Here is a 21,185-nt window from a genome sequence, read left to right on the forward strand (position 1 = left end):
GTTTGCGCGGCACTCCCCATCCGGCCAGAGCCTAGAACACCAGGAGGCCGATGCCGACCGCCGCCGCGATCGCGGTGAGGGCGAAGCCGATCGCCATCAGGAGGCCGTCCTTCACCATCATCGCGAGGCCCAGTGTCGCGATCGCGAGCATCGGGGCGCTCGAGGCGAAGGGCAGAAGCTCGAGCGGCGGCACGGTCAGACACAGGACGAGACAGGCCGCGGCCGCCGCTCGAGTCGCCGCACGACCCGCCAGGCGCGGCAGGCGCGGACTGAAGAGACGGTCGAGCCGGTGCGCCACCGGCCGCGCGGCCTCCGCCGTCTGCCGGAGGCGCCGCGCCGGCAGCGTCCGGCAGTCGAGAAAACGCGGGAGCCAGATCTCGCGGCAGCCGAGCACGATCTGCACCGCGAAGAGCGCGATGATCGCGGCCAGGAGCGTCGGCACGCCCGGAATCGCGCCGACCGGCGACAATTCGACGAGCGCGGGAAGGATGAGGAACGGGCCGAAGCCGCGGTGGCCGAAGGCGCCGGCGAGGTCGTCGACCGTCACCTTGCGCGCGGCGCGGGCGCTCGCGGCGAGATCGTCGAGGATGCACGTCAGCGCGCCCTTGTCCGGGCTCGCGGCGCAGGCCTCGATCTGGCCCGTCCAGGCGGGGGAGGGGGCGGCGGGCGCGGACGGGGGCATCGTTCCAGTCATGGGGAGGCAACCGGAAAGGGCGGCGTTCGTTCCGGCGCGCGCGGGCGTCACTTTGACACCGCGGGCCGCGGCGGGCACGACTGGGGGCGGGCCCGCGGGTCCGAGAGGCAACGGGGCGCCGCCCCACCACCCACGAGACGAGAATGGACAAGGCCAAACTCGACGCCTTGCGCGCCCGCTTCGGCGGCGAGAACGAGCGTCGCATCTACGATCCGGGCTTCTCCGCCGTGGCGGACAAGCTGTTCGACCCCGCTGGCACGCGTGTCGCCCCCTTCGCCGGCGTGTCGACCTTTCTCGACCTCCCCTACCGCAAGATCGACTGGCGCGCGCCGGACCTCTCCGGCCTCGACGTGGCGATCGCGGGGGTGCCGATGGATCTCGGCGTCACCAACCGCAATGGCAGCCGCTTCGGGCCGCGCGCGGTGCGCACGATCGAGCGCGTCGGGCCCTACAATCATGTCCTGAAGACGATGCCGCAGTCCGATGTCGCTGCGGCCGATGTCGGCGACATCCCCTTCCGCAGCCGCTTCGAGCTCGCGACCTGCCACGCCGACATCGAGGCGGGGGCGGCCGCGCTCGTGAAGGGCGGGGTGATCCCGCTCTTCGTCGGCGGCGACCATTCGATCACGCTGCCGATCCTGCGCGCGGTGGGGGCGGACCGGCCCGTCGGCATGGTCCATATCGACGCCCATTGCGACACCAGCGGACCGTTCGACAATTGCAAGTTCCACCATGGCGGCCCGTTCCGCCAGGCCGTGCTCGACGGCGTCCTCGACCCGACCCGCACGATCCAGATCGGCATCCGCGGCTCGTCCGAATATCTCTGGGAATTCTCCTATGAGAGCGGGATGAGCGTGATCCACGCCGAGGAGATCTCCGATCTCGGGATCGAGGCCATCGCCGCCAGGATCCGCGCCGTCATCGGGACGGGGCCGACCTATGTCTCGTTCGACATCGACTCGCTCGACCCCGCCTTCGCGCCCGGCACCGGCACGCCGGAGATCGGCGGCCTCACCACGCGCGAGGCGCTCGCCATCCTGCGCAGCCTCGCCGGGATCAACATGGTGGGCGGCGACGTGGTGGAGGTCGCGCCGCAATATGACGCGACCACGAACACCGCCCATGCCGGGGCGCAGATGCTGTTCGAGCTCCTGAGCCTCACCCCCTTCATCCCCCGCTGAGCGGCCGGGTCGGGGCGGGGGGCGATCGATTGTCTCGCGTCCCGCCCCTCGCGATGGCGGGAAAATGGGCTATGTGTAGTGGCAAGCAATCGGGTATCTGCAGGAGTTCGGCCGATGATCCCATATTCCCTTCTCGACCTCTCGCCCATTCCCGAGGGGGCGAGCGCCGCCGATGCGCTCCGCAACTCGCTCGACCTCGCCCGCCATGCCGAGGCGTGGGGCTACAACCGCTACTGGCTCGCCGAGCACCACAACATGGCCGGGATCGCGAGCGCGGCGACCTCCGTGCTGATCGGCTACATCGCCGGCGGCACCTCGCGGATCCGCGTCGGCTCGGGCGGCATCATGCTGCCGAACCACGCCCCGCTGGTGATCGCCGAGCAGTTCGGCACGCTCGCGACCCTCTATCCGGGCCGCATCGATCTCGGTCTCGGCCGCGCGCCGGGGACGGACATGAACACCGCGCGGGCGCTGCGCCGGAGTCTGGAGAATTCCGACAACTTCCCGCAGGACGTGATGGAGCTCCTCTTCTATCTCGGCCCCGAGGGGAATGACGGGCCGGTCCGCGCGATCCCAGGCGCAGGGACGGAGGTGCCGGTCTGGATGCTGGGGTCGAGCACGTTCGGCGCGCAGCTCGCCGCCCATCTCGGCCTACCCTACGCCTTCGCCTCCCACTTCGCGCCCGATTCGCTGGAGGAGGCGCTGGAGATCTACCGCCGCACCTTCAAGCCCTCGCAATGGGGGACGAAGCCCTACTTCATGCTCGCCATCAACGTCTTCGCCGCCGACACCGACGAGGAGGGGCACTTCCTGCGCACCTCGATGCAGCAGGCCTTCTTCAAGAACCGCACGGGGCGGGCGGGTCCCCTGCCGCGCCCGGTGAAGGACCTCGCCTCGGTGATCGACCCGGCCTACATGCCACACGTCGACGCGGCTCTGTCGGTGACGGCGGTGGGCTCGCCCGACAGCGTGCGGCGCGACCTCAAGGCGCTCATCGACCGCTACACGCCGGACGAGGTGATCCTCACCGGCCAGATCCACGACCACGCCGCGCGCCTCCATTCGTTCGAGATCGCGGCGGAGGTGATGTCGGAGGGCGGCCTTCAGCGCTCGGCGGCCGAGTAGGTCAGGCCGACGCCGCGCGCGCCTCGAGGATCGCGTCGAGGTCGAAGGCCGCGCGCATCAGGCGCTTCGTGTAGTCCGAGCGTGGCGTCTCGAAGATCGCGGAGGTGGGGCCTTCCTCCACCACCGCCCCGTCCTTCATCACTATCACATGGTCGGCGAGGGCGTGGACGACCGCGAGGTCGTGGCTGATGAAGACGAAGGCGAGGTCGTGCTCGCGCTGGACGGTGCGCAGGAGCTCGATGATCTGCTTCTGCACCGACCGGTCGAGCGCGGAGGTCGGCTCGTCGAGGACGATGATCTCCGGTTTCAGGATGAGCGCGCGGGCGATCGCGATGCGCTGGCGCTGCCCACCGGAGAATTCGTGCGGGAAGCGGTTCTTCACGGCGGGGTCGAGCCCGACTTCGGTGAGCGCGGCGTCGGCGCGGCGGGCGCGTTCGCGCGCCGAGAGGCCCTTCTCGTGGACGAGGAGGCCCTCGGTCACGATCTCGCCGACGGTCATGCGCGGGCTCAGCGAGCCGTAGGGATCCTGGAAGACGATCTGGAGATCGCGGCGGAGCGGGCGGATCGCAGCCGGGGACAGCGTCGCGATGTCGGACCCGCGGAAAAGGATGCGCCCGCGCGCGTGCTCCAGCCCGACGAGGGCGCGGCCGAGGGTCGACTTCCCCGATCCCGACTCCCCGACGATCCCGAGCGTCTCGCCCGGCCGCAGCGCCAGCGAGACGTCGCGCACGGCCTCGATCGCGTAGCCGCCGCGCCCCAGGAGCCCGCCCGCGACGCGATAGGTCACGCCGACATTCTCGGCCGTCAGGAGCGGCGGCTTCGGGGCGGCCGGCGCCTTGGTGCCGCTCGGCTCGGCGGCGAGGAGCATCTTCGTGTAGGCCTCGCGCGGGGCCTCGAAGATCGCGCGCGTCGGCCCCGTCTCCACGATCGCGCCCTCGCGCATGACGATGACGCGGTCGGCGATGGCGCGCACGATGCCGAGATCGTGGGTGATGAAGAGGATCGCCATGCCGAGCCGCGCCTGGAGGGAGGCGAGGAGGGCGAGGATGTCGGCCTGGATGGTGACGTCGAGCGCGGTGGTCGGCTCGTCGGCGATGAGGATCTCCGGCTCGTTCGCGAGCGCCATCGCGATCATCACGCGCTGGCGCTGGCCGCCGGAGAGTTCGTGCGGGTAGGCCCCCGCGCGCCGCTCCGGGTCGGGAAGCTGGACGAGACGAAGGAGCTCGACGACCCGCGCCTTCGCCGCCCGCGCCGAGAGGCCGCGATGGACCATCAGCGGCTCGGCGATCTGGCGGCCGATCGGATAGAGCGGGTCGAGGGACGTCATCGGCTCCTGGAAGATCATCGAGATCTTGTCGCCGCGGATCGCGTTGAGGGTGCGGCGCGGCATCCCGATCAGCTCCGTGCCGCGATAGGCGACCGACCCGCCGGCCGTCCCGTTCGCGGCGAGGAGACCCATCGTCGCCATCATGATCTGGCTCTTGCCCGATCCCGACTCGCCGACAATCGCGAGGCTCTCTCCGGCGAATACGTCGAAATCGACGCCGCGCACCGCCTTCACCGCGCCGTCCGGCGTGTCGAAGGTGACCCGGAGGCCACGGGCGGAGAGGATCGGGGCCGCGCTCATCGGTCTTTAGGGTCGAGCGCGTCGCGCAGCCCGTCGCCGAGGAAGTTGAGGGCGAAGAGCAGGATGGTGAGGGCGAGCGAGGGGTAGAGGAGCATCGAGGGGGCGTTGCGCATGTTGCGCGCCCCTTCCGAGATGAGGACGCCGAGGCTCGTCAGCGGCTCCTGCACGCCGAGCCCGAGGAAGGAGAGGAAGCTCTCGAGGAGGATCACCTTCGGGACGAGCAGCGTCATGAAGATGATCACCGGCCCCATCACGTTCGGGATGATGTGTCGACGCACGATCGCGGCGGGGCGCACGCCGAGCCCCTCGGCCGCGCGCACGAACTCGCGCCGGCGCAGCGACAGGGTCTGCCCGCGCACGATGCGCGCCATGTCGAGCCACTCGACCGCGCCGACCGCGATGAACATCAAGACCACGTTCCGCCCGAAGAAGACGACGAGCAGGATCACGAAGAAGATGAAGGGGAGCGAATAGAGGATGTCGACGACGCGCATCATCATGCTGTCGACACGGCCGCCGATGAAGCCGGCCGTCGCCCCGTAGAGGAGCCCGATGACGAGCGCGACCCCCGTAGCGAGCGCGCCGATGAGGAGCGAGATGCGGATCGAGACGAGGATGCGGGCGGCGAGGTCGCGCCCGTTGGAGTCCGTGCCGAAGATGAAGCGCAGCCGCGTGACGTCCGCCTCGATGGTGGCGGTGAGCTCGTCTGCGCCGATATTGGCGAGACGGGCGTTGGAGAACAGATCCGAGCGGTCGAGATAGCGGGTGATGCGCGGATCGATCGCGCGGGTGGAGGCGATGTCGACGAAGACGGTCCCGCCCTCGACGCGCGCGTCCTCCACGGTGACGCGTGCGCGGGCGAGCGCGCGCTCGATGCCGGGGACGATGGTGTCGGCGCGCGGGTAGGGGGTGAGGCTCGCTGGCACCTTCACGTAGTTCGAATAGACGGTCGCATAGTCGTGCGGCCACACCATCGGGCCGAAGATGCCGGCGAGGATGTAGAGGACGAGGACGACGAGGCTCGCCATCGCCGCGCGGTTGCGGCGCAGGCGCCTGAGCGCCATCGCCCAGAGCGAGCGGCGCGCGACGGGGATTGTGGTCGCGTCAGTCATAGCGCACGCGCGGGTCGATCGCGGCATAGAGGAGGTCGACCACGAGATTAAAGACCACCACGAAGACCGCGATGATGACGACCGTCCCCATCACCAGCGTGTAGTCGCGGTTGAGCGCGCCCTGGACGAAATAGCGGCCGACACCTGGGATGCCGAAGATCGTCTCCACCACCACCGACCCGGTGAGGAGGGCGGCCGCCGCCGGTCCCAGATAGGAGACGACCGGCAGCGAGGCGCCGCGCAGCGAATGGACGATCACGACGAGCCGCGCCGGCAGTCCGTAGGCGCGCGCCGTGCGCACATGGTCGGACCGCAGCGCCTCCAGCATCGCGCCGCGGATGAGGCGCGCGATGACGGCGATCTGCGGCAGGGCAAGCGTGATGACCGGCAGGATCATGTGCGCCGGGCTCGCCCCGTCCCAACCGCCCGCCGGCAGGAGGTTCAGCCAGACGCCGAAGGCGAGCGAGAGCACGGGCGCGACGACGAAGTTCGGGATGGTGATGCCGAAGGTCGCGACCGCGACGACGAGATAGTCGATCGGCGAATTCTGCTTCAGCGCCGCGATGATGCCGAGCGTGCCGCCGACGAGAAGGGCGAGGAGGAGGGCGCACCCGCCGAGGAGCATCGAGATCGGTAGTCCCGCCGCCAACAATTCGCCGACGGTGAAGTCACGATAGACGAAGCTCGGCCCGAGATCGCCGCGCATGAGATTGCCGAGATAGATCACGTATTGCTCGTAGACCGGCCGGTCGAGGTGGAAGGCCTTGCTGATGTTCGCCATCACCGTCGGCTCCAGCACCCGCTCGCGGTCGAACGGCCCCCCCGGCGCGATGCGCATCAGGAAGAAGGCGAGCGTGATGATGACGAAGATCGTCGGGATCGCGCCGAGGAGGCGCCGGAGGGCGTAGGCGAGCATCGGGGCGGGGCCGAAGGCTGCGGGCGGGCTGGCCCGCAGCCATCCTCTCACTCAGAGAGGCTGAGGAAGCGCGTCGGGTGGACGTGGCGCACATTGTCCACCCAGCCCCGGACCTTCGGCGAGACGAGGGCGGTGGAGGAGTAGAAGAGGAGCGGCACCTGCGGCAGGTCGCGCAGGAAGAGCGCCTCCGCCTCGGCGAGGATTTGCGCGCGGGCGGCGAGGTCCTTCTCCGCCGCCGCCTTCTCCATCAGCGCGTCATATTCGGGGCTCTTGTAGATCCCGTAGTTGAAGCCGTCATTGTCGGAGATGTTGAGGAAGAGGAAGTTCTGCGGGTCGGAATAGTCGCCGATCCATCCCGCGCGGGCGACGTCGTGGGTCTTCTCGTCCCGCAGCATCGCATAGTGGGCCGGCAGGTCACGCGCGTTGAAGGTCGCGTTGACGCCGAGCGGCTTCCACATGTCCGCGATCGCCGTCGCCGCGTTCCGGTGGTTCTCCGAGTTGTTGTAGGAGATCTCGAGCTCGATCGGGTTGTCCGGCCCGAAGCCCGCCTCGGTCATGAGCTCGATCGCCTTGTCCTCGCGGTCGAGCATGGAATCGTTGGCATAGGGCAGCGTCGGCCCTTCCTCGACATAGTTCGAGATGCCCGGCGGGACGAGCGCGTAGGCGGGCAGCATGGTGCCGGCGAAGATCTCCTCGGCGAGGAACTCGCGGTCGATCGCCATCGACAGCGCCTGGCGCACGTTCACATTGTCGAGCGGGGGATGGGTGGTGTTCAGCGCATAATAGTAGACGCCGAGATAGGGCACGACGTGGACCTGGTCGCCGAGCCGTTCGCGCAGCGAGGCGATCTGCTCGCTTGGCAGGTCGTGGCAGGAGTGGACCTCGCCGGCCTCGAAGCGGCGCACGCACGTCGCCCGCTCCTCGATCGGCAGGAATTCGACGCGGTCGATCGCGACGCTGTCGGCATCGTGGAAGGTCGGGCTCTTTTCGGCGACGAGCTTGTCGTTCGGGGTGAAGGAGACGAGCCTGTAGGGGCCGTTCGACACGATGTTCTGCGGCGAGACGAAGGCGGCGCCGAATTCCTCCACCGCCGGCGGATAGACCGGCAGCGCGGTCTGGTGCGTCAGCAACTCCAGGAAATATGGGGTGGGGGAGGCGAGCGTGATCTCGAGCGTCTTGTCGTCGACCGCCTTCACGCCGAGCGCGTCGGGCTGCATCTCGCCCTTGTTGATCGCCTCGGCGTTGAGGATCGGATAGAGGATGTTGGCGTATTTCGCGCCGGTCTCCGGGTTCATGATGCGGCGCAGGGAGTAGACGAAATCCTCCGCCGTCACGGGCTCCCCGTTCGACCATTTCGCGTCGTCGCGGAAGTTGAAGGTGTAGACGGTGCCGTCGTCGGAGAGCGTCCAGCTCTCGGCGACGCCGGGGGCGACCTTCGCGCTCGCATCGTCGATGACGAGGCCCTCATAGAGGTCGCGCAGGATGCGGGCTTCCACGACGGTCGACGTCTTGTGCTGGTCGAGCGTCTCGGGATCGCCGTCATTGCCGCGCACATAGGTCGTCTGCGCGAAGGCCGTGCCGGCCGTTGCCAAAATCAAGGCGCCTGCGAGAAGCGTCGTCCGCACATCCGTCATCATTCGCGAGTGGCCCATCGCCAATCCCTCCTTGAAGCCGCGCGGGCGGGGAGAGCGGGTTACGCGCCTAAGTGCTTGACACACATCGCGAATAGCAGGCGGCCTCGGTCCCGGTATCCTCGTCCTGTCGGGCTAAGGAGGCACACAATCGCAGGAGGTCGTCAACGGCCCGCGAATATCGGAGCGGTCAGCCGGCGTGCGACAAATCCAGCGCCGCCGTGCGCTCCACCGCGACGCCCCGGCCCCAGTCGCTGGTGGCGAGCCAGTCGGCGAGGCCCTGCGCCGGCATCGCGTCGGCGAACACCCATCCCTGTCCGCACTGGGCGCCGTGGCGCACGACGTAGGCGATCTGCTCCTCCGTCTCGAGCCCCTCGACGATCACGTCGAGCCCCAGCACCTTCGCGAGGTCGATGATCTGGGTGACGATGATGCTGCGCACCGACCCGGTGCCGATCATCTCCGTGAAGCTCTTGTCGATCTTCAGATAGTCGACCGGATGGTCGCGCAGATAGCCGAGATTGGAATAGCCGATGCCGAAATCGTCGATCGCCACCTTGTGGCCGGCGGCGCGGGCGCGGGTCAGCGTGCGCGTGAGGGCGGTGTTGTCGCCCGCCGTGTGCTCGGTCAGTTCGATCGTGACCTGGCGGGGCGCGATGCCGGCGGCGCCGAGCTGGGCGTGGAGCTCGTCGAGAAAGGTCTCGCGCGAGAGGTCCGTCGCGGAGAAGTTGATCGAGACGCGGAACCCGTCGCGCTGGTGCAGGATTTCGCCGAGCTCGTCGATGACATGCCGCACGACGAGCCGCGTCAGCTCACCGATGAAGCCGTTGGCCTCCGCCGCCTCCACCGCGACCTGCGGGGATTGGGGGACGCCGTGATCGTTCCAGCGCAGCAGCGCCTCGCAGCCGATGACGGTGCCTTCCACGAAGTTCACCTGCGGCTGATAGTGGACCTTCAGTTCGTCGCGCCGGATCGCCTTGCGCAGGCGCACCTTGAGCTGGCGGCCGCGCGCGTCGACCGCGACGAAGATAAGGCCCGACCCGATCGCCCCGAAGAGGGTGATGATCACGAGGAGGGGCCGCTCGCCGTCGAGAAGGACCGGCGCCGAGATCGCGTAGACCGGGCACAGGACCGACATCGGGTCGCATTCCTTGGCGAGGAACCAGTCGCCCGCGCGCACCATGTCGGTCGGCTCACGAATGAGGGTGCCGAGCCGGTCCGCCGTGAAGGGGCCCGACGTCTCGCTTGCGAAAAGGATCTGATCGTCCTTCTGGCCGACGAAAAGGAGCGTCGACTTGTAGACCCCGTGCATCAATTCGGTGAAGCGACGCTGGTCGAGGATGATGCTGGTGCGCTCGGTCGCGAGGATCAGCGCGCCGTCCCGCCCGGAGATCGAGAGCGGGGAATCGATGTACCAGCGGATACCGAAATCGTCCGTGTAGTCGGGTGCGCTCACCGGCACGGGCCGCGACAGCGCCCCGGTCAGCGTCGCGCACTGGAGGTGCCCGTCCTCAAGGCGCCCGATGCTCTTCACCTCGCTGGAATCGAAGACCAGCCGCCGCAGATAGGTGAGATCGTCCGCCGAGCAGGGCGTCGACTGCGAGTTCGCGGCGAGGGAGAGGGTGCGCAGCGCATTGGAGAGGTGGTCGAAGGTCCCCTGCGCAGCCTGGTGCAGCGTCGCCTGCATCGCCCGCTGATCGCGCTGCAGAAGGAGAAGGCTTGCGACCTGATGCGCAAGAAAACCGCCCATCGCGGCGCAGATCAGAAGCACAGTCGGACGGAAGCCACGGAGTTTATTAAGCAATGGATCACCAGGCTTCGCGAGGCGGTAGAGTCTCAAAACAATTCGACGCGACGGTCACAGCATACGCGCCAAGCGTCGATACCACCTCAACTCGATGTACATATCGCTTAAAGAGCATTTGTCCAAGAACTATTTTGGACAAGTCCGGACAGGTTTCTAATCTGCGTTTTTGAGAAGAATAGTTCCAAAGACTACTGCTTCTCAAATATCATACTTTATTGCGATCGAGCTTTCCGAACAGCCGAGACTGGAAATGCCCCGGCTTTTGCGCGCGGGCCGGGGTCGAAATGGAAGGCTGTTCGCGTGTTGAAGGAATCCTCTATGCGAACGAAGTGTGTCGTTATATTTCAATCCGGCCTGGATTCTGTCAAATTTTTTGCGCAGCGCGTCGCGCCGCGTCGAGAGTGTTCCGCATCAGCATCGCGATCGTCATCGGCCCGACGCCGCCCGGAACCGGGGTGATCGCGCCGGCATGGCCGGCCTCGTCGAAGGCCACGTCGCCGACGAGGCGCGAGCCCGACGCCTTCGTCGCGTCCGGGATGCGGTTGATGCCGATATCGATCACCGTCGCGCCCGGCTTGATCGCGCCCCCCTTCAGCATCTGCGGCCGGCCGACCGCCGCCGCGAGGATGTCCGCCCCCCGGCACACCGCGTCGAGGTCCTTCGTGCGGCTGTGGGCGATCGTCACCGTCGCGTTCGCCTGGGTGAGGAGGAGCGCGAGCGGCAGGCCGACGAGGCGCGAGCGGCCGACGACCACCGCGTTCAGCCCCGACAGGTCCGTCCCGCGCACCGTGCCGATGAGGTGCATCGAGCCGAGCGGCGTGCAGGGCACGATCGCGGCCGGATCCCCCACCGCGAGGCGCCCGGCGTTCACGACATGAAGCCCGTCGACGTCCTTGTCGGGGTCGATCGCGGCGATCACCGCGGCGGGGTCGAGATGGCGCGGAAGGGGGAGCTGGACGAGAATGCCGTGGATCGCGGGATCGGCGTTCAGCGCCGCGACGAGGGCGAGGAGCGCCTCCATGCTGGTGTCGGCCGGCAGCGTGTGCTGGACGGAGTGGAAGCCGCAGCGCTCGGCCGTGCGCGACTTGTTGCGCACATAGACCGCGCTCGCCGGATCGTCGCCAACGAGGACCACGGCAAGGCCCGGCACGAACGATGCCGCCGCGACTTCGGCGCCGATCGCCTCGGTGATCTTCGCCGCCTCCGCCTTGCCGTCGATCAGCGTGGGGCCGGCGTGTTCACTTGAAGACAATGGTCCGATCTCCGTTCAACAGGATGCGCCGCTCGAGGTGGTAGCGCACGGCGCGCGCGAGGACGCGGCTCTCGATGTCCCGGCCGGCGGCGACGAGGTCGTCCGGCGTCATGGTGTGGTCCACCCGCTCGGTGTCCTGCTCGATGATCGGCCCCTCATCGAGGTCGGGCGTCACATAGTGCGCCGTCGCACCGATGAGCTTTACCCCGCGCGCGTGCGCCTGGTGGTAGGGCATCGCGCCCTTGAAGCTCGGCAGGAAGGAGTGGTGGATGTTGATGACGCGCCCTTCGAGGCGCTTGGAGAGCTGGTCCGACAGGATCTGCATGTAGCGGGCGAGGATGATGAGCTCGACCCCCTCGCGCTCCACGAGGTCGAGCATCGCCGCCTCCTGCTCTGCCTTCGTCTCGGGGGTGATCGGCAGGTGGTGGAAGGGGATCCCCTCGCTCTCCACCCGCGTGCGCCAGTCCTCATGGTTGGAGGCGACGCCGACGAGGGCCATCGGAAGCTGCCCGATCCGCCAGCGATAGAGGAGGTCGTTGAGGCAGTGCCCGGTCTTGGAGACCATCACGAGGACGCGCGGGCGCGTCGCAAGGTCGGTGATCTCCGCGTCCATGTCGTAGGCGAGGAGGGTCGGGCGGAAGCCGGTGCGGAAGCGGTCCGGTGTCATGCCGTCGGGGGCCTGGAAGTGGACGCGCATGAAGAAGCGGCCGGAGGCGCGGTCGTAATATTGCGCGCTCTCCAGGATGTTGCAGTCCTGCGCGGCCATCGAGGAGCCGACCGCGCCGACGATGCCTTTGCGGTCGATGCAGGAAAGGGTGAGGACGAGTTCGGGCACGGTGTGATCTGGGTCTGAGAGGGCGCGGGGATGGTGGCGGTGCGCGACGTGCCGCGCGCCGCACCGGGGACGGGACACGCTCTAGACCAGATCGGCGCCGGTGAGAATTGCCCCCGCGCCGATCGTCCCCGCGCGGGGCCTCAGGTGCGCCAGTCGAGGAGCTTGCGCTCGGCCCGTCCGATCAGCCAGCCGACGAGGAGGCCGATCACCGACAGCATCGCGACGCCCGCGACGAGCTGGTCGAGGGCGAAGAGGGAGCCGGCCATCAGGATATAGGCGCCGAGCCCGTATTCCGCGCCGATCATCTCCGCCGCGATGAGGAGGATGATCGCGATCGAGGCCGAGATGCGCGCCCCCGACAGGATCGCCGGCAGCGCCCCCGGCAGGATGATCTTGCGCACGATCGACCACCAGGAGAGGCCGAAGGACTGGCCCATGCGGATGAGGCCCCGGTCGACATTGTCGACCCCGCTATAGGTGGCGATGACGGTGGGGAAGAAGGTGCCAAAGAGAAGGGTCGCGACCTTCGAGCCCTCGCCGATCCCGAACCAGATGATGAAGAGCGGCAGGAGCGCGATCTTCGGGATCGGGAAGAAGGCGGAGACGAGGGGGGAGAGGCCGGCGCGGGCGACCGAGAAGAGGCCGATTGCGAGACCGACGGTGACCCCGAGAAGCGTGCCGAACGTCCAGCCGAGGACGAGGCGGTAGAGGGAGGCGGAGAGGTGGCGCCAGAGCATCCCGGTTTCGACGAGATCGCCGAGCGCCCCGATTGCCTCCGACGGAGCGGGGAGCGCGATCGGGCTGATGAAGCCGGAGCGCGAGCCGAGCTCCCACAGGAGGATCAGCGTCAGGAAGACCAGCGGGCCGACATACCAGATCGGCTTGTGGCGGAAGCCGCCGCCGCGGAAGGGGACGGGCCGGCGCCCGTCCGCCTCGCGCGCGTCGTCGCGGACGCGTGCGCCCCTGTCGGCGTCAGTCAGCACGGACGAGCTCCCGGTCGGCGGCGCGCGCCTCGTCGCGCATCAGCTGCCACAGATGGCGCTGCGTGGTCTCGAGCTCGGCGAGCCGCCCCGGGCGCTCGGCGAGCGGCATGTCGATCTCGACCACCTCGCGGATCCGCCCCGGCCGGCGCGACAGGACGACGATGCGGTGGCCGAGCCGCACGGCCTCGGCAAGATTGTGCGTCACGTAGCAGGCCGAGAAGCGCTCCCGGCTCCATAGCTCGACGAGATCGTCCATCAGGAGCTCGCGCGTCTGGCTGTCGAGGGCCGACAACGGCTCGTCCATCAGCATCACCGCCGGGCGCACCGCGAGCGCGCGCGCGATCGCAACGCGCTGCTTCATCCCGCCGGAGAGCTGGCGCGGCCAGGCGGTGCGGAATTCGGTGAGCTTGGTGCGGGCGAGGACGTCGTCGACGATCTCCCGCGTCAGCGTCGCGCCGAGCGCATGGTCCTCGAGGACGAGGCGCACATTCCCCTCGACCGAGCGCCACGGCAGGAGCGCGAAATCCTGGAACACATAGGTGAGGGGGTTCAGCGAGCCTTCCGGCGCCTCCCCCTCGATCATCACCGCCCCGGAGGTGGGGCGCTCCAGCCCGCCGAGGAAGCGCAGCAATGTGGACTTGCCGCAGCCCGACGGGCCGATCACCGTCACGATCTCGCCCGAGCCGATGGTGATGTCGATGTCCGACATCACCTCCGTCGCCCCATAATGGTGCGAGATGCGCTCGGCGATCAGCTTCATCGCTCAGTCGGTCTCGACGAAGCTGGTGTCGACGAGCTGTTCCATCGTGGCGTCAGCCGGAACGAGCTTCTCCGACTTGAACCAGGCGAGCTGGTCCTCGACGCTCGCGACGTTGAGGCTCGCCCCCGGATTGATGCGCATCGCGCCGGCGCGGATACGCGGATCGGCCTTCTCGAGCGGCTGATCGTTGTAGACATATTGGTGGATCATCGCGACGATCGCGGCCGTGTCCGCCTCGCTCATCGTCTTGTCGACGAGGGCGGCATTGTAGTCATCGATCCCCTTGGAGAGGCCGGCGAGGAAGCGCTCCACGAGGTCGCGCTTCTCCTCGACATTGCGCGTCGAAGTGAACACCGTCGTCACCTGGTAGCCGGGGATGTAGTCGGCGACCTTGCCGATCTCGACGACTTCGGGCCCGCGCGTCAGCGCATCGGCGATGTTCGGCACGATCGACCAGGCGTCGATCTGGCCCGACTTCAGCGCCGCGATCACGGCCGGCACCTTCTGGAGCGGCACGATGTGGAGCGAGGCACGGTCGAAGCCCGCCCCGTCGGCGATCTTGTGGGCCATGTAGTGGAAGGAGGAGCCTGCGGTCGTCACCCCGAAGCGGCGGCCGGCGAGCGCCTTCGGCTCGGTCACACCGGCGTCATGGGCGGCCTTGGAGACGATGATCTTCTGCCCCTCGACGTCGTCGGTCTCCATCAGTGCGCCGCCGATCACCTTCACCGCGCCCTTCTGGGCGAGGCTGACGAGGCCGCCGGAGATCGCCGTCATGCCGAAATCGATGTCGCCGGAGGCGATCGCCACCGCCATCGGCTGCGCGGCCTGGAAGCTCACGAATTCGACGTCGATATCCTGGTCGGCGAAATAGTTCTTGCCGGCCGCGATGATGGAGGGGGAGTGCGAGGTGAGGCTGAGGATGCCGACCTTGACCTTGTCGGCCGCGAGGGCCCCGGTGGCGCCGCCCGCGACGAGGGCGAGCGCGACGGCGCCCGCACCCACGGCCTTCAGCATCGCCCGCTTGGAGCTTGCGATCATGGTCTCCTCCCTGAATGTCCTGTCATGCCGTCTCGGCGGCTTGTTGAATGTCTTACTGAATTCGAGGGGTTGCCGATAGCCGAGGGGGCCGCGTCGCCGCAACCCCTTCCGCCCGCTCCCCTCCCGTTCCACTGGAGAGTCGGGCCCTGTCATGTTCTCCGGGTCGTTCCACCGGAGCCGTCATGCGACCGCGACGGGCCGCGAGGCCCGCGCCGTCACCCGAAGGGCCGGAACGAGAGTGGAGGAGGGCGCAGCCCTTGACGGTGCGGGTCTCGCGGCCCAGCCTCGCCGCATGATGGACCCGGTCGCCGCGGGCACACGCCGCCGCTCATCGCGGCATCGCGGGCCATGTGTCGGTGAGGCGGTAGCCGCGCGGCCAGGGGTCCGACGGGTCGAGCATGTGCTGGTGGATCCCGGTGATCCAACCGCGCCCGGAGACCGTCGGGCGGATCGCGGGGCGGTCGCCGACGCGCGTCTCGGCCGCGATGCGCCCCTCGAAGGTGGAGCCGATGATCGATGTCGTGACGAGGCGATCGCCGGCGGCCATCGTGCCGCGCGCGTGAAGGCGGGCCATGTGGGCCGAGAGGGCGGTGCCGGTCGGCGAACGGTCGATCTTGCCGGGGCGGATCGCGATCGCGTTGGTGAGGGTAAAGGCGCCGTCTTCGGCGCGGCCGATGGGGCCGGTCAGCGCGCAGAAGGAGATGTGGCGCCAGGCCGGATTGTCCGGGTGGTGGAAGCCGAGCTGCTCGGTCGCGGCGGCGGTGATGCGCACGCCCGTCTCGGCGAGGTCGCGCGCCTCGTCGGCGCCGAGCGTGAAGCCGAGCGGGGCCGCGTCGACCATCACGAAGCTGTCCCCGCCATAGGCGGTGTCGACCTGAAGCGTGCCGAGCCCCGCCACCTCCAGCGTGGCGCCGAGGCGGTCGGCGAAGGAGGGCACGTTGGTGAGGGTGATGCGCTCGGCCTTCCCCTCGCGGCACTCGGCGACGATCTCGACGAGGCCGCCCGGCGCTTCCAGCGTCAGCCGGGTCTGCGGCTCCTCCATCGCGACGATGCCGGTGTCGAGGAGGACTGTCGCGACGCAGATCGTGTTCGAGCCCGACATCGGCGGCGTGTCCTCGGGCTCCATGATGATGAACCCCATCGCCGCGCGCGGGTCCTTCGGCGGCACGAGGAGGTTCACATGGCGGAAGACGCCGCCGCGCGGCTCGTTGAGGACGAAATCGCGCAACGTCCCGTCACGGGCGATGAAGTCGCGCTGGGCCCACAGCGTGTCGCCGGGCGGCGGCGCGACGCCGCCGACGATGACGTCCCCGACCTCGCCCTCCGCGTGGCAGCTCACCACGTGGATCGTCTTTTGCGCGCGCATCGCTCACTCCCGCTGCCGCCGGTGGCCCTGCCACCTTGAGGTCACGCCCGGCGCGCCGGTCAACCGACGGCTGGGGCGCCGCGGGTCGAATCCGGTGGTCCGGACAAATTCGCGGTCGGTTTCGGTTGATGTGCGCCCGCGCTCCTGCCAACTCTCTCACTTCGCTGTCCTTTGTCGACCTCCATGCCGCACTCACTTCAACGCGCCCAGACGATGGCGCTCTTCGCCGCCGTCCTCGTCGTCGGGGCGAACGCCTTCATCCTCAGTCCGATCCTGTCCGAGGTGGCGGGGAGCCTCGCGACCGAGCCGCACCGCATCGCCTGGTCGATCTCGTCATTCGGCGCGGCGACGGCGCTCTCCTCGCTCTTCCTGTCCTTCCTCGTCGACCGGACGGGGGCGCGCGTCTCGCTGACCGCTGCGGCGCTGCTTCTGGCATTCGCCCAGCTCGTCAGCGCCGCGAGCTGGAACTGGATGAGCCTTGCCGGCGCACAGGCGCTCGCCGGCATCTCGGTCGGCGTCCTCCTGCCGGGCGCGTACGCGACGACGGCCGCGACGGCGCCGACGGGCCGCGAGGCTGCGCGGCTCGGCTTCGTGCTGACGGGGTGGGCGATCTCGCTCGTCCTCGCGGTGCCGGCGGCGGCGCTCGTCACGGACTATTTCGGCTGGCGCGTCGTCTTTGCGGCGCTGGCCGCCATCTCGGCGCTGGTCGCGGCGGGGCTGTGGCGCGTGATGCCGGGCGGCTCGGTCGGCGCTGCGGTGCGCACCAACCCGCTCCACGTTCTGCGCATTCCGGGCGTCGCGTTCCTGCTCGCGATCGTCTTCGTCTTCATGACCGCCTTCTACGGCACCTTCTCCTTTTTCGGCGAAGGCATGCGCCGCGCCTTCGACCTGTCGGCGAAGGGGACGGGCCTCTTCGTCCTCGCCTACGGGATCGGCTTCGGCGGGGCCGGGCTCGTGATCGGCCGCCTCTCGGTGCGCATCTCGCGCCTCTACATGGTCGCGGTGTTCGGGGCGATCGCGACGGCCTATTTCGCCTGGCGCTTCGCGCTGGAGGCGGTGCCGGCGGCGCTCGTCGCCTCGACCGCGTGGGGCTTCATGAACCAGTTCGGCCTCAACACGCTCCTCGTCTCGCTAAACCTGCGGGCCGCGCACGCGCGCGGGGCGGTGATGGGCCTGAACAGCGCGATCGCCTACTCGGCCGTCTTCGTCGGCCCGATCCTGATGGGCGAAGTCTTCGCCGTGGCGGGCTTCACCGGCGTCACCACCCTCGCGGGCCTCTTCGTGACGATGGTCGCCATCGGCGTCTTCATCGCCGGGCGGACGGGGCCGAAGGCGTAGCGGGGCGGCGGCTCAGAGGATCTTCGCCAGGAACTGGCGGCTTTCCGGCGTCGCGGGCGCGTCGAAGAAGGTGTCCGGCGGGGCTGTCTCGACGATGCGGCCCTCGCTCATGAACACGATCCGGTCCGCCACCTGGCGCGCGAAGCCCATCTCGTGGGTGACGCACACCATCGTCATCCCCTCCCGCGCGAGGGCGCGCATCGCGTCGAGCACCTCGCCGATCATCTCCGGATCGAGGGCGGAGGTCGGCTCGTCGAACAGCATGATGCGCGGGGCCATCGTGAGCGCGCGCGCGATGGCGACGCGCTGGCGCTGGCCGCCGGAGAGCTCGTCCGGATATTTCTGCGCGTGATCCTCCATGTGGAGGCGCACGAGCTGTTCGCGCGCGAGGCGCTCGGCCTCCGCCCGGTCTAGGCCGCGCACGCGCATCGGCGCGATCGCGCAGTTCCGCAGGACGTTCATATGGGCGAAGAGGTTGAAGGACTGGAACACCATCCCGACCTCGCGCCGCACCTCGTCGATCGCGTCGATATCGTCGCTGAGCTCCACCCCCTCAACGAAGATGCGGCCGCCATCGTGGGTATCGAGCCCGTTGATGCAGCGGATGAGGGTCGACTTGCCGGAGCCGGACGGCCCGCACACGACCACCACCTCGCCCTCGGCGACGGTGAGCGAGACGTCCTTCAGCGCCTTGAAGCCGCCGAACGATTTGGAGACGCGCTCCATGCGGATCGCCTCAGCCACGGGTGAGCCTCGCGCGCCGCTCCAGATACGCGCCATAGCGCGAGAGGCCGAAGACGAAGACGAAATAGACGAGGGCGACGAAGACGTAGACCTCGACATAATAGGCGGCCCACTCGCCCCGCCCGACGGCGGCGCTCGCCGAGGCGGTGATCTCGAAGAAGCCGATGATGGTGACGATCGAGGTCTCCTTGAAGGTGATCACCACCTGGTTGATCGTCGCCGGCAGGCTCGCGCGGAAGGCCTGCGGGAGCACGATGTCGAAGACGCGCGAGCGGTAGCGCATCCCGAGCGCGGCGGCCGCCTCCTCCTGGCCGGTCGGCAGCGCCTGGATGCCGGCGCGGATGATCTCGGCCTGGTAGCAGGCATAGAAGAGCGCGAAGGCGACGATCACGCGGCTCAGCTTGTCGCCTTCGGCCCAGTCGGGGACGACGAAGGGCGCGACGACGGCCGCCGTGAAGAGGATCGTGAGGAGGGGGAGCGAGCGGACCGTATCGATGAGGAGGGCGGTAAGGAAGCGCACGACCGGGAGGTCCGAGCGCCGGGCGAGCGCCAACCCGACCGCGAGCGGCATCCCGATCACGAACACCGCGGCGAAGATGAACACGGTGAGGGAGAGGCCGCCCCACTTCTCGGTGGTGACGAGGGGGAGGCCGAAGACGCCGCCGCGCATCAGGAGGACGAAGAGCGCGAAGCCGCCGAGCCAGAGGGCCGGGAGCGTCTTCACGCCCCAGAAGCGCGGGATGCAGGAGAGGATCATCGTCGCGACGATGACGAGGCAGGCGAGCGCGGAGCGCCACTGCTCCTCGAACGGGTAGAGGCCGAAGAGGATCAGCCGCCCGCGCGCGTCGATCACCGCCCAGCACGCCCCCTCCGCGCCCTGGCAGAGCGCGCCGTCGGCGGTGCGCCAGACCGCGCGCAGGATCGCCCAGTCGAAGAGGGTGACGACGAGCCAGAACGTGAAGGCGAGCGCGGCGAGGGTGATGATCGTGTCGAGGACGCTCGCGAAGAGGCGCCGGCGCGCCCAGTCGATCGGGCCGGGCTTCGGCGGCGGGGCGAGGTCGGGGAGGGGGTGCGCCATCGTCATGGCGCGCCTCGTCTCAGGCGTCGAGGTCCTTCGCCATCGGGTAGCCGATGAGGGAATCCTCCATCACCTGCGGCTGCCCCTCGTCGTGCCAGCCGGCGGCCGAGTAGAAGCGGTGCGCGGTGACGGTGCTCGTCAACCGTGCGCACGTCGTCCCTTTCTGGCGCAGCGCCTCTTCCATGCGGCGCAGCAGTGCCTTGCTGTGGCCTTTGAACCGGTATTCGGGGGCGACATAGTTGAGATAGATCCGCCCCTCGCCGCAGGCGCCGACGCCGGCGACCTCGTCCCCCTCGCGCGAGACGAAGACGGTCGTCTTGGGGTTGGCGATCCAGGAGAGGGCCTGGTCGTGCGTCTTGCCGCCGGCCCAGCGGGCGATGAGGTCGCTGTTGTCGTGATGGTCCGCCGCGCAGAGGTCACTGATCGAGTCGCGCAGGACCCGCGCGACCGCGCTGGCATCGGCGAAGGTGGCCTCTTCAACGCGTGGCATCGCGGCTCCTCGCACTTCGGACTGGAAGAGCCGCGATCATACCACAATGCGGTCCCATCCCGGCCCGTCATCAGGTGCGGCCCTTGAGCGCGATGCGGGCATTGAGGACGTTGAGCGCCGTCCCCATGACCGTGTTGATGAGGAGAAAGCCGGCCATGAGGAGAAGAAGCAATTCGATCGTCTGGCCACTCTGGTTGATCGACGTTGAGACGACCATGAAATAGTCCGGGAAGCCGATCGCGATGCCGAGCGTCGTCGCTTTCATCAGCCAGATATACTGGTTCGACAGCGCCGGGAGGATGGCGCGGACCGCGAGCGGGATCCGCACGAAGCGGTTCACCTGGCCGGACTTGAGGCCGAGCGCCTCGGCCGCCTCGATCCGGCCGGGGTCGATCGCGAGGAAGCCGGCGCGCACGATCTCGCCCACATAGGCCCCGCCGAAGACGATGAGGCCGAAAAGGAGCGCGGTGAATTCGGGCTTGATGTCGAACCCGCCGACGAAGCGCAGGCCCTTCAATTCCGGCAGCGAGAAGGTGGGCATTCCGGGCGTGCGGAAGGTGAGGAGGCAGGCGAGGAAGAGGATGAGATAGAGCGCGAGCGCGCCCGCCGCGGCCTTCAGGGGCCCGGCATGGTCCGCGATCCGCACCGCGGCCATGAACACACCCACCGCGCCCACGATGAGGATCGCGAGATCGGCCGGCGAGAGGTCGAAGGCGGGCAGGATCAGGCCGCGATTGGTGAGGTAGACGACGCCGCCGAGATCGATCGCCTCGCGCGGCGAGGGCAGGTGCGTGAGGAGCGCGTACCAGAACACCACCTGCAGGATCAGCGGCACGTTGCGGAAGGTCTCCACGAAGACCGTGCCGATGAGGTTCAGCATGAAGTTCGAGGAGATGCGGGCAAGGCCGACGAGCACCCCCACCACCGTCGCGCCGAGGATGCCGAGCACGCCGACGAGGAGCGTGTTGAGGAAGCCGGCGAGCAGCATCTGCGCATAGGTCGACCGGTCGGTCACGTCGATCAGCGCGAAGTTGATCGGCCACCCGGTCGACCGCTCCAGGAAGCCGAAGCCCGTCGCGATGCCCTGGTTGAGGAGGTTGGCGCGGCCCGTCAGCACCACCGTCAGGACGATGACGATGGTGGCGAGGAGGGCGACCGCCTGGATCAGCCGTCCCCTGGTCTTGCGATGTCGGAGGAGCCGCACGGTG

The 21,185-nt window shown here is 68.8% G+C and carries 19 protein-coding genes; 3 read left to right on the forward strand and 16 right to left on the reverse strand.

Annotated features, from left to right (window positions below):
• Positions 1-31: 31 nt before the first annotated feature.
• Positions 32-694, reverse strand: coding sequence for an exopolysaccharide biosynthesis protein (locus DBV35_RS05705; RefSeq protein WP_211099933.1), 663 nt, complete (start codon positions 692-694; stop codon positions 32-34).
• 143 nt (positions 695-837) lie between these two features.
• Here DBV35_RS05705 and speB point away from each other — a divergent pair, with 143 nt between their 5' ends.
• Positions 838-1,875 (forward strand): agmatinase, encoded by a 1,038-nt coding sequence (gene speB / locus DBV35_RS05710; protein WP_108659238.1) that lies wholly within the window; start codon positions 838-840, stop codon positions 1,873-1,875.
• 114 nt (positions 1,876-1,989) lie between these two features.
• On the forward strand, positions 1,990-3,000 hold the full coding sequence (locus DBV35_RS05715; protein WP_108659239.1) for an LLM class flavin-dependent oxidoreductase: 1,011 nt from the start codon (positions 1,990-1,992) through the stop codon (positions 2,998-3,000).
• Position 3,001: 1 nt separating this feature from the next.
• Here the strand turns inward: DBV35_RS05715 and DBV35_RS05720 are convergent, their stop codons facing one another.
• The 11 genes from DBV35_RS05720 to DBV35_RS05770 all read right to left on the reverse strand — a co-directional run bounded on the left by DBV35_RS05720 (position 3,002) and on the right by DBV35_RS05770 (position 16,327).
• Positions 3,002-4,627: an ABC transporter ATP-binding protein gene (locus DBV35_RS05720; RefSeq protein WP_108659240.1), complete on the reverse strand. Its 1,626-nt coding sequence runs from the start codon at positions 4,625-4,627 to the stop codon at positions 3,002-3,004.
• Entirely contained in the window at positions 4,624-5,739 is a 1,116-nt protein-coding gene (locus DBV35_RS05725; protein WP_108659241.1) for an ABC transporter permease, read from the reverse strand. Before DBV35_RS05725 ends, DBV35_RS05720 begins: the two co-directional genes overlap by 4 nt.
• The gene (oppB, locus tag DBV35_RS05730; protein WP_108659242.1) at positions 5,732-6,655 is read right to left on the reverse strand and encodes an oligopeptide ABC transporter permease OppB; all 924 of its coding nucleotides are present in this window, start codon (positions 6,653-6,655) and stop codon (positions 5,732-5,734) included. The genes DBV35_RS05725 and oppB overlap by 8 nt, the downstream gene beginning before the upstream one ends.
• Before the next feature lie 47 nt (positions 6,656-6,702).
• Positions 6,703-8,292: a peptide ABC transporter substrate-binding protein gene (locus tag DBV35_RS05735; protein WP_108659243.1), complete on the reverse strand. Its 1,590-nt coding sequence runs from the start codon at positions 8,290-8,292 to the stop codon at positions 6,703-6,705.
• 184 nt (positions 8,293-8,476) lie between these two features.
• Positions 8,477-10,036, reverse strand: a complete 1,560-nt coding sequence (locus DBV35_RS05740) for an EAL domain-containing protein (RefSeq protein ID WP_157961591.1) — start codon at positions 10,034-10,036, stop codon at positions 8,477-8,479.
• 421 nt (positions 10,037-10,457) lie between these two features.
• The gene (gene folD, locus DBV35_RS05745; RefSeq protein ID WP_108660572.1) at positions 10,458-11,315 is read right to left on the reverse strand and encodes a bifunctional methylenetetrahydrofolate dehydrogenase/methenyltetrahydrofolate cyclohydrolase FolD; all 858 of its coding nucleotides are present in this window, start codon (positions 11,313-11,315) and stop codon (positions 10,458-10,460) included.
• Positions 11,316-11,331: 16 nt separating this feature from the next.
• The gene (purU, locus tag DBV35_RS05750; RefSeq protein ID WP_108659245.1) at positions 11,332-12,180 is read right to left on the reverse strand and encodes a formyltetrahydrofolate deformylase; all 849 of its coding nucleotides are present in this window, start codon (positions 12,178-12,180) and stop codon (positions 11,332-11,334) included.
• A gap of 140 nt (positions 12,181-12,320) precedes the next feature.
• Positions 12,321-13,163, reverse strand: a complete 843-nt coding sequence (locus DBV35_RS05755; protein ID WP_425428443.1) for an ABC transporter permease — start codon at positions 13,161-13,163, stop codon at positions 12,321-12,323.
• Positions 13,153-13,923: an ABC transporter ATP-binding protein gene (locus DBV35_RS05760; RefSeq protein WP_108659246.1), complete on the reverse strand. Its 771-nt coding sequence runs from the start codon at positions 13,921-13,923 to the stop codon at positions 13,153-13,155. Before DBV35_RS05760 ends, DBV35_RS05755 begins: the two co-directional genes overlap by 11 nt.
• A gap of 3 nt (positions 13,924-13,926) precedes the next feature.
• Positions 13,927-14,961: an ABC transporter substrate-binding protein gene (locus DBV35_RS05765; protein ID WP_108659247.1), complete on the reverse strand. Its 1,035-nt coding sequence runs from the start codon at positions 14,959-14,961 to the stop codon at positions 13,927-13,929.
• Positions 14,962-15,289: 328 nt separating this feature from the next.
• Positions 15,290-16,327, reverse strand: coding sequence for a trans-3-hydroxy-L-proline dehydratase (locus tag DBV35_RS05770; protein ID WP_108659248.1), 1,038 nt, complete (start codon positions 16,325-16,327; stop codon positions 15,290-15,292).
• A 183-nt stretch (positions 16,328-16,510) separates the two neighbouring features.
• Between DBV35_RS05770 and DBV35_RS05775 the strand changes: the two genes are divergently transcribed.
• Positions 16,511-17,665 (forward strand): MFS transporter, encoded by a 1,155-nt coding sequence (locus DBV35_RS05775; protein ID WP_108659249.1) that lies wholly within the window; start codon positions 16,511-16,513, stop codon positions 17,663-17,665.
• A gap of 12 nt (positions 17,666-17,677) precedes the next feature.
• On the opposite strand, the gene DBV35_RS05780 is transcribed toward DBV35_RS05775, so the two are convergent.
• The 4 genes from DBV35_RS05780 to DBV35_RS05795 all read right to left on the reverse strand — a co-directional run bounded on the left by DBV35_RS05780 (position 17,678) and on the right by DBV35_RS05795 (position 21,181).
• Positions 17,678-18,391, reverse strand: coding sequence for an amino acid ABC transporter ATP-binding protein (locus DBV35_RS05780; protein ID WP_108659250.1), 714 nt, complete (start codon positions 18,389-18,391; stop codon positions 17,678-17,680).
• Positions 18,392-18,401: 10 nt separating this feature from the next.
• A complete protein-coding gene (locus DBV35_RS05785) occupies positions 18,402-19,493 on the reverse strand; it encodes an amino acid ABC transporter permease (RefSeq protein ID WP_205648479.1) in 1,092 nt (363 codons plus the stop codon).
• Positions 19,494-19,506: 13 nt separating this feature from the next.
• Positions 19,507-19,977 carry a GNAT family N-acetyltransferase gene (locus DBV35_RS05790; RefSeq protein WP_108659251.1) on the reverse strand — a complete coding sequence of 157 codons (471 nt, stop codon included), beginning with the start codon at positions 19,975-19,977 and terminating at the stop codon, positions 19,507-19,509.
• A gap of 70 nt (positions 19,978-20,047) precedes the next feature.
• Positions 20,048-21,181, reverse strand: a complete 1,134-nt coding sequence (locus DBV35_RS05795) for an amino acid ABC transporter permease (RefSeq protein WP_108659252.1) — start codon at positions 21,179-21,181, stop codon at positions 20,048-20,050.
• Positions 21,182-21,185 lie beyond the last annotated feature (4 nt).

It is taken from the genome of Acuticoccus kandeliae, from assembly GCF_003073115.1.

Bases quoted from the DNA above. Each gene is read 5' to 3' on its own strand.
- DBV35_RS05705 (WP_211099933.1), bottom strand. From the start codon at position 694: ATGACTGGAACGATGCCCCCGTCCGCGCCCGCCGCCCCCTCCCCCGCC.
- speB (WP_108659238.1), top strand. From the start codon at position 838: ATGGACAAGGCCAAACTCGACGCCTTGCGCGCCCGCTTCGGCGGCGAG.
- DBV35_RS05715 (WP_108659239.1), top strand. From the start codon at position 1,990: ATGATCCCATATTCCCTTCTCGACCTCTCGCCCATTCCCGAGGGGGCG.
- DBV35_RS05720 (WP_108659240.1), bottom strand. From the start codon at position 4,627: ATGAGCGCGGCCCCGATCCTCTCCGCCCGTGGCCTCCGGGTCACCTTC.
- DBV35_RS05725 (WP_108659241.1), bottom strand. From the start codon at position 5,739: ATGACTGACGCGACCACAATCCCCGTCGCGCGCCGCTCGCTCTGGGCG.
- oppB (WP_108659242.1), bottom strand. From the start codon at position 6,655: ATGCTCGCCTACGCCCTCCGGCGCCTCCTCGGCGCGATCCCGACGATC.
- DBV35_RS05735 (WP_108659243.1), bottom strand. From the start codon at position 8,292: ATGATGACGGATGTGCGGACGACGCTTCTCGCAGGCGCCTTGATTTTG.
- DBV35_RS05740 (WP_157961591.1), bottom strand. From the start codon at position 10,036: ATGGGCGGTTTTCTTGCGCATCAGGTCGCAAGCCTTCTCCTTCTGCAG.
- DBV35_RS05760 (WP_108659246.1), bottom strand. From the start codon at position 13,923: ATGAAGCTGATCGCCGAGCGCATCTCGCACCATTATGGGGCGACGGAG.
- DBV35_RS05765 (WP_108659247.1), bottom strand. From the start codon at position 14,961: ATGATCGCAAGCTCCAAGCGGGCGATGCTGAAGGCCGTGGGTGCGGGC.
- DBV35_RS05770 (WP_108659248.1), bottom strand. From the start codon at position 16,327: ATGCGCGCGCAAAAGACGATCCACGTGGTGAGCTGCCACGCGGAGGGC.
- DBV35_RS05775 (WP_108659249.1), top strand. From the start codon at position 16,511: ATGCCGCACTCACTTCAACGCGCCCAGACGATGGCGCTCTTCGCCGCC.
- DBV35_RS05780 (WP_108659250.1), bottom strand. From the start codon at position 18,391: ATGGAGCGCGTCTCCAAATCGTTCGGCGGCTTCAAGGCGCTGAAGGAC.
- DBV35_RS05785 (WP_205648479.1), bottom strand. From the start codon at position 19,493: ATGACGATGGCGCACCCCCTCCCCGACCTCGCCCCGCCGCCGAAGCCC.
- DBV35_RS05790 (WP_108659251.1), bottom strand. From the start codon at position 19,977: ATGCCACGCGTTGAAGAGGCCACCTTCGCCGATGCCAGCGCGGTCGCG.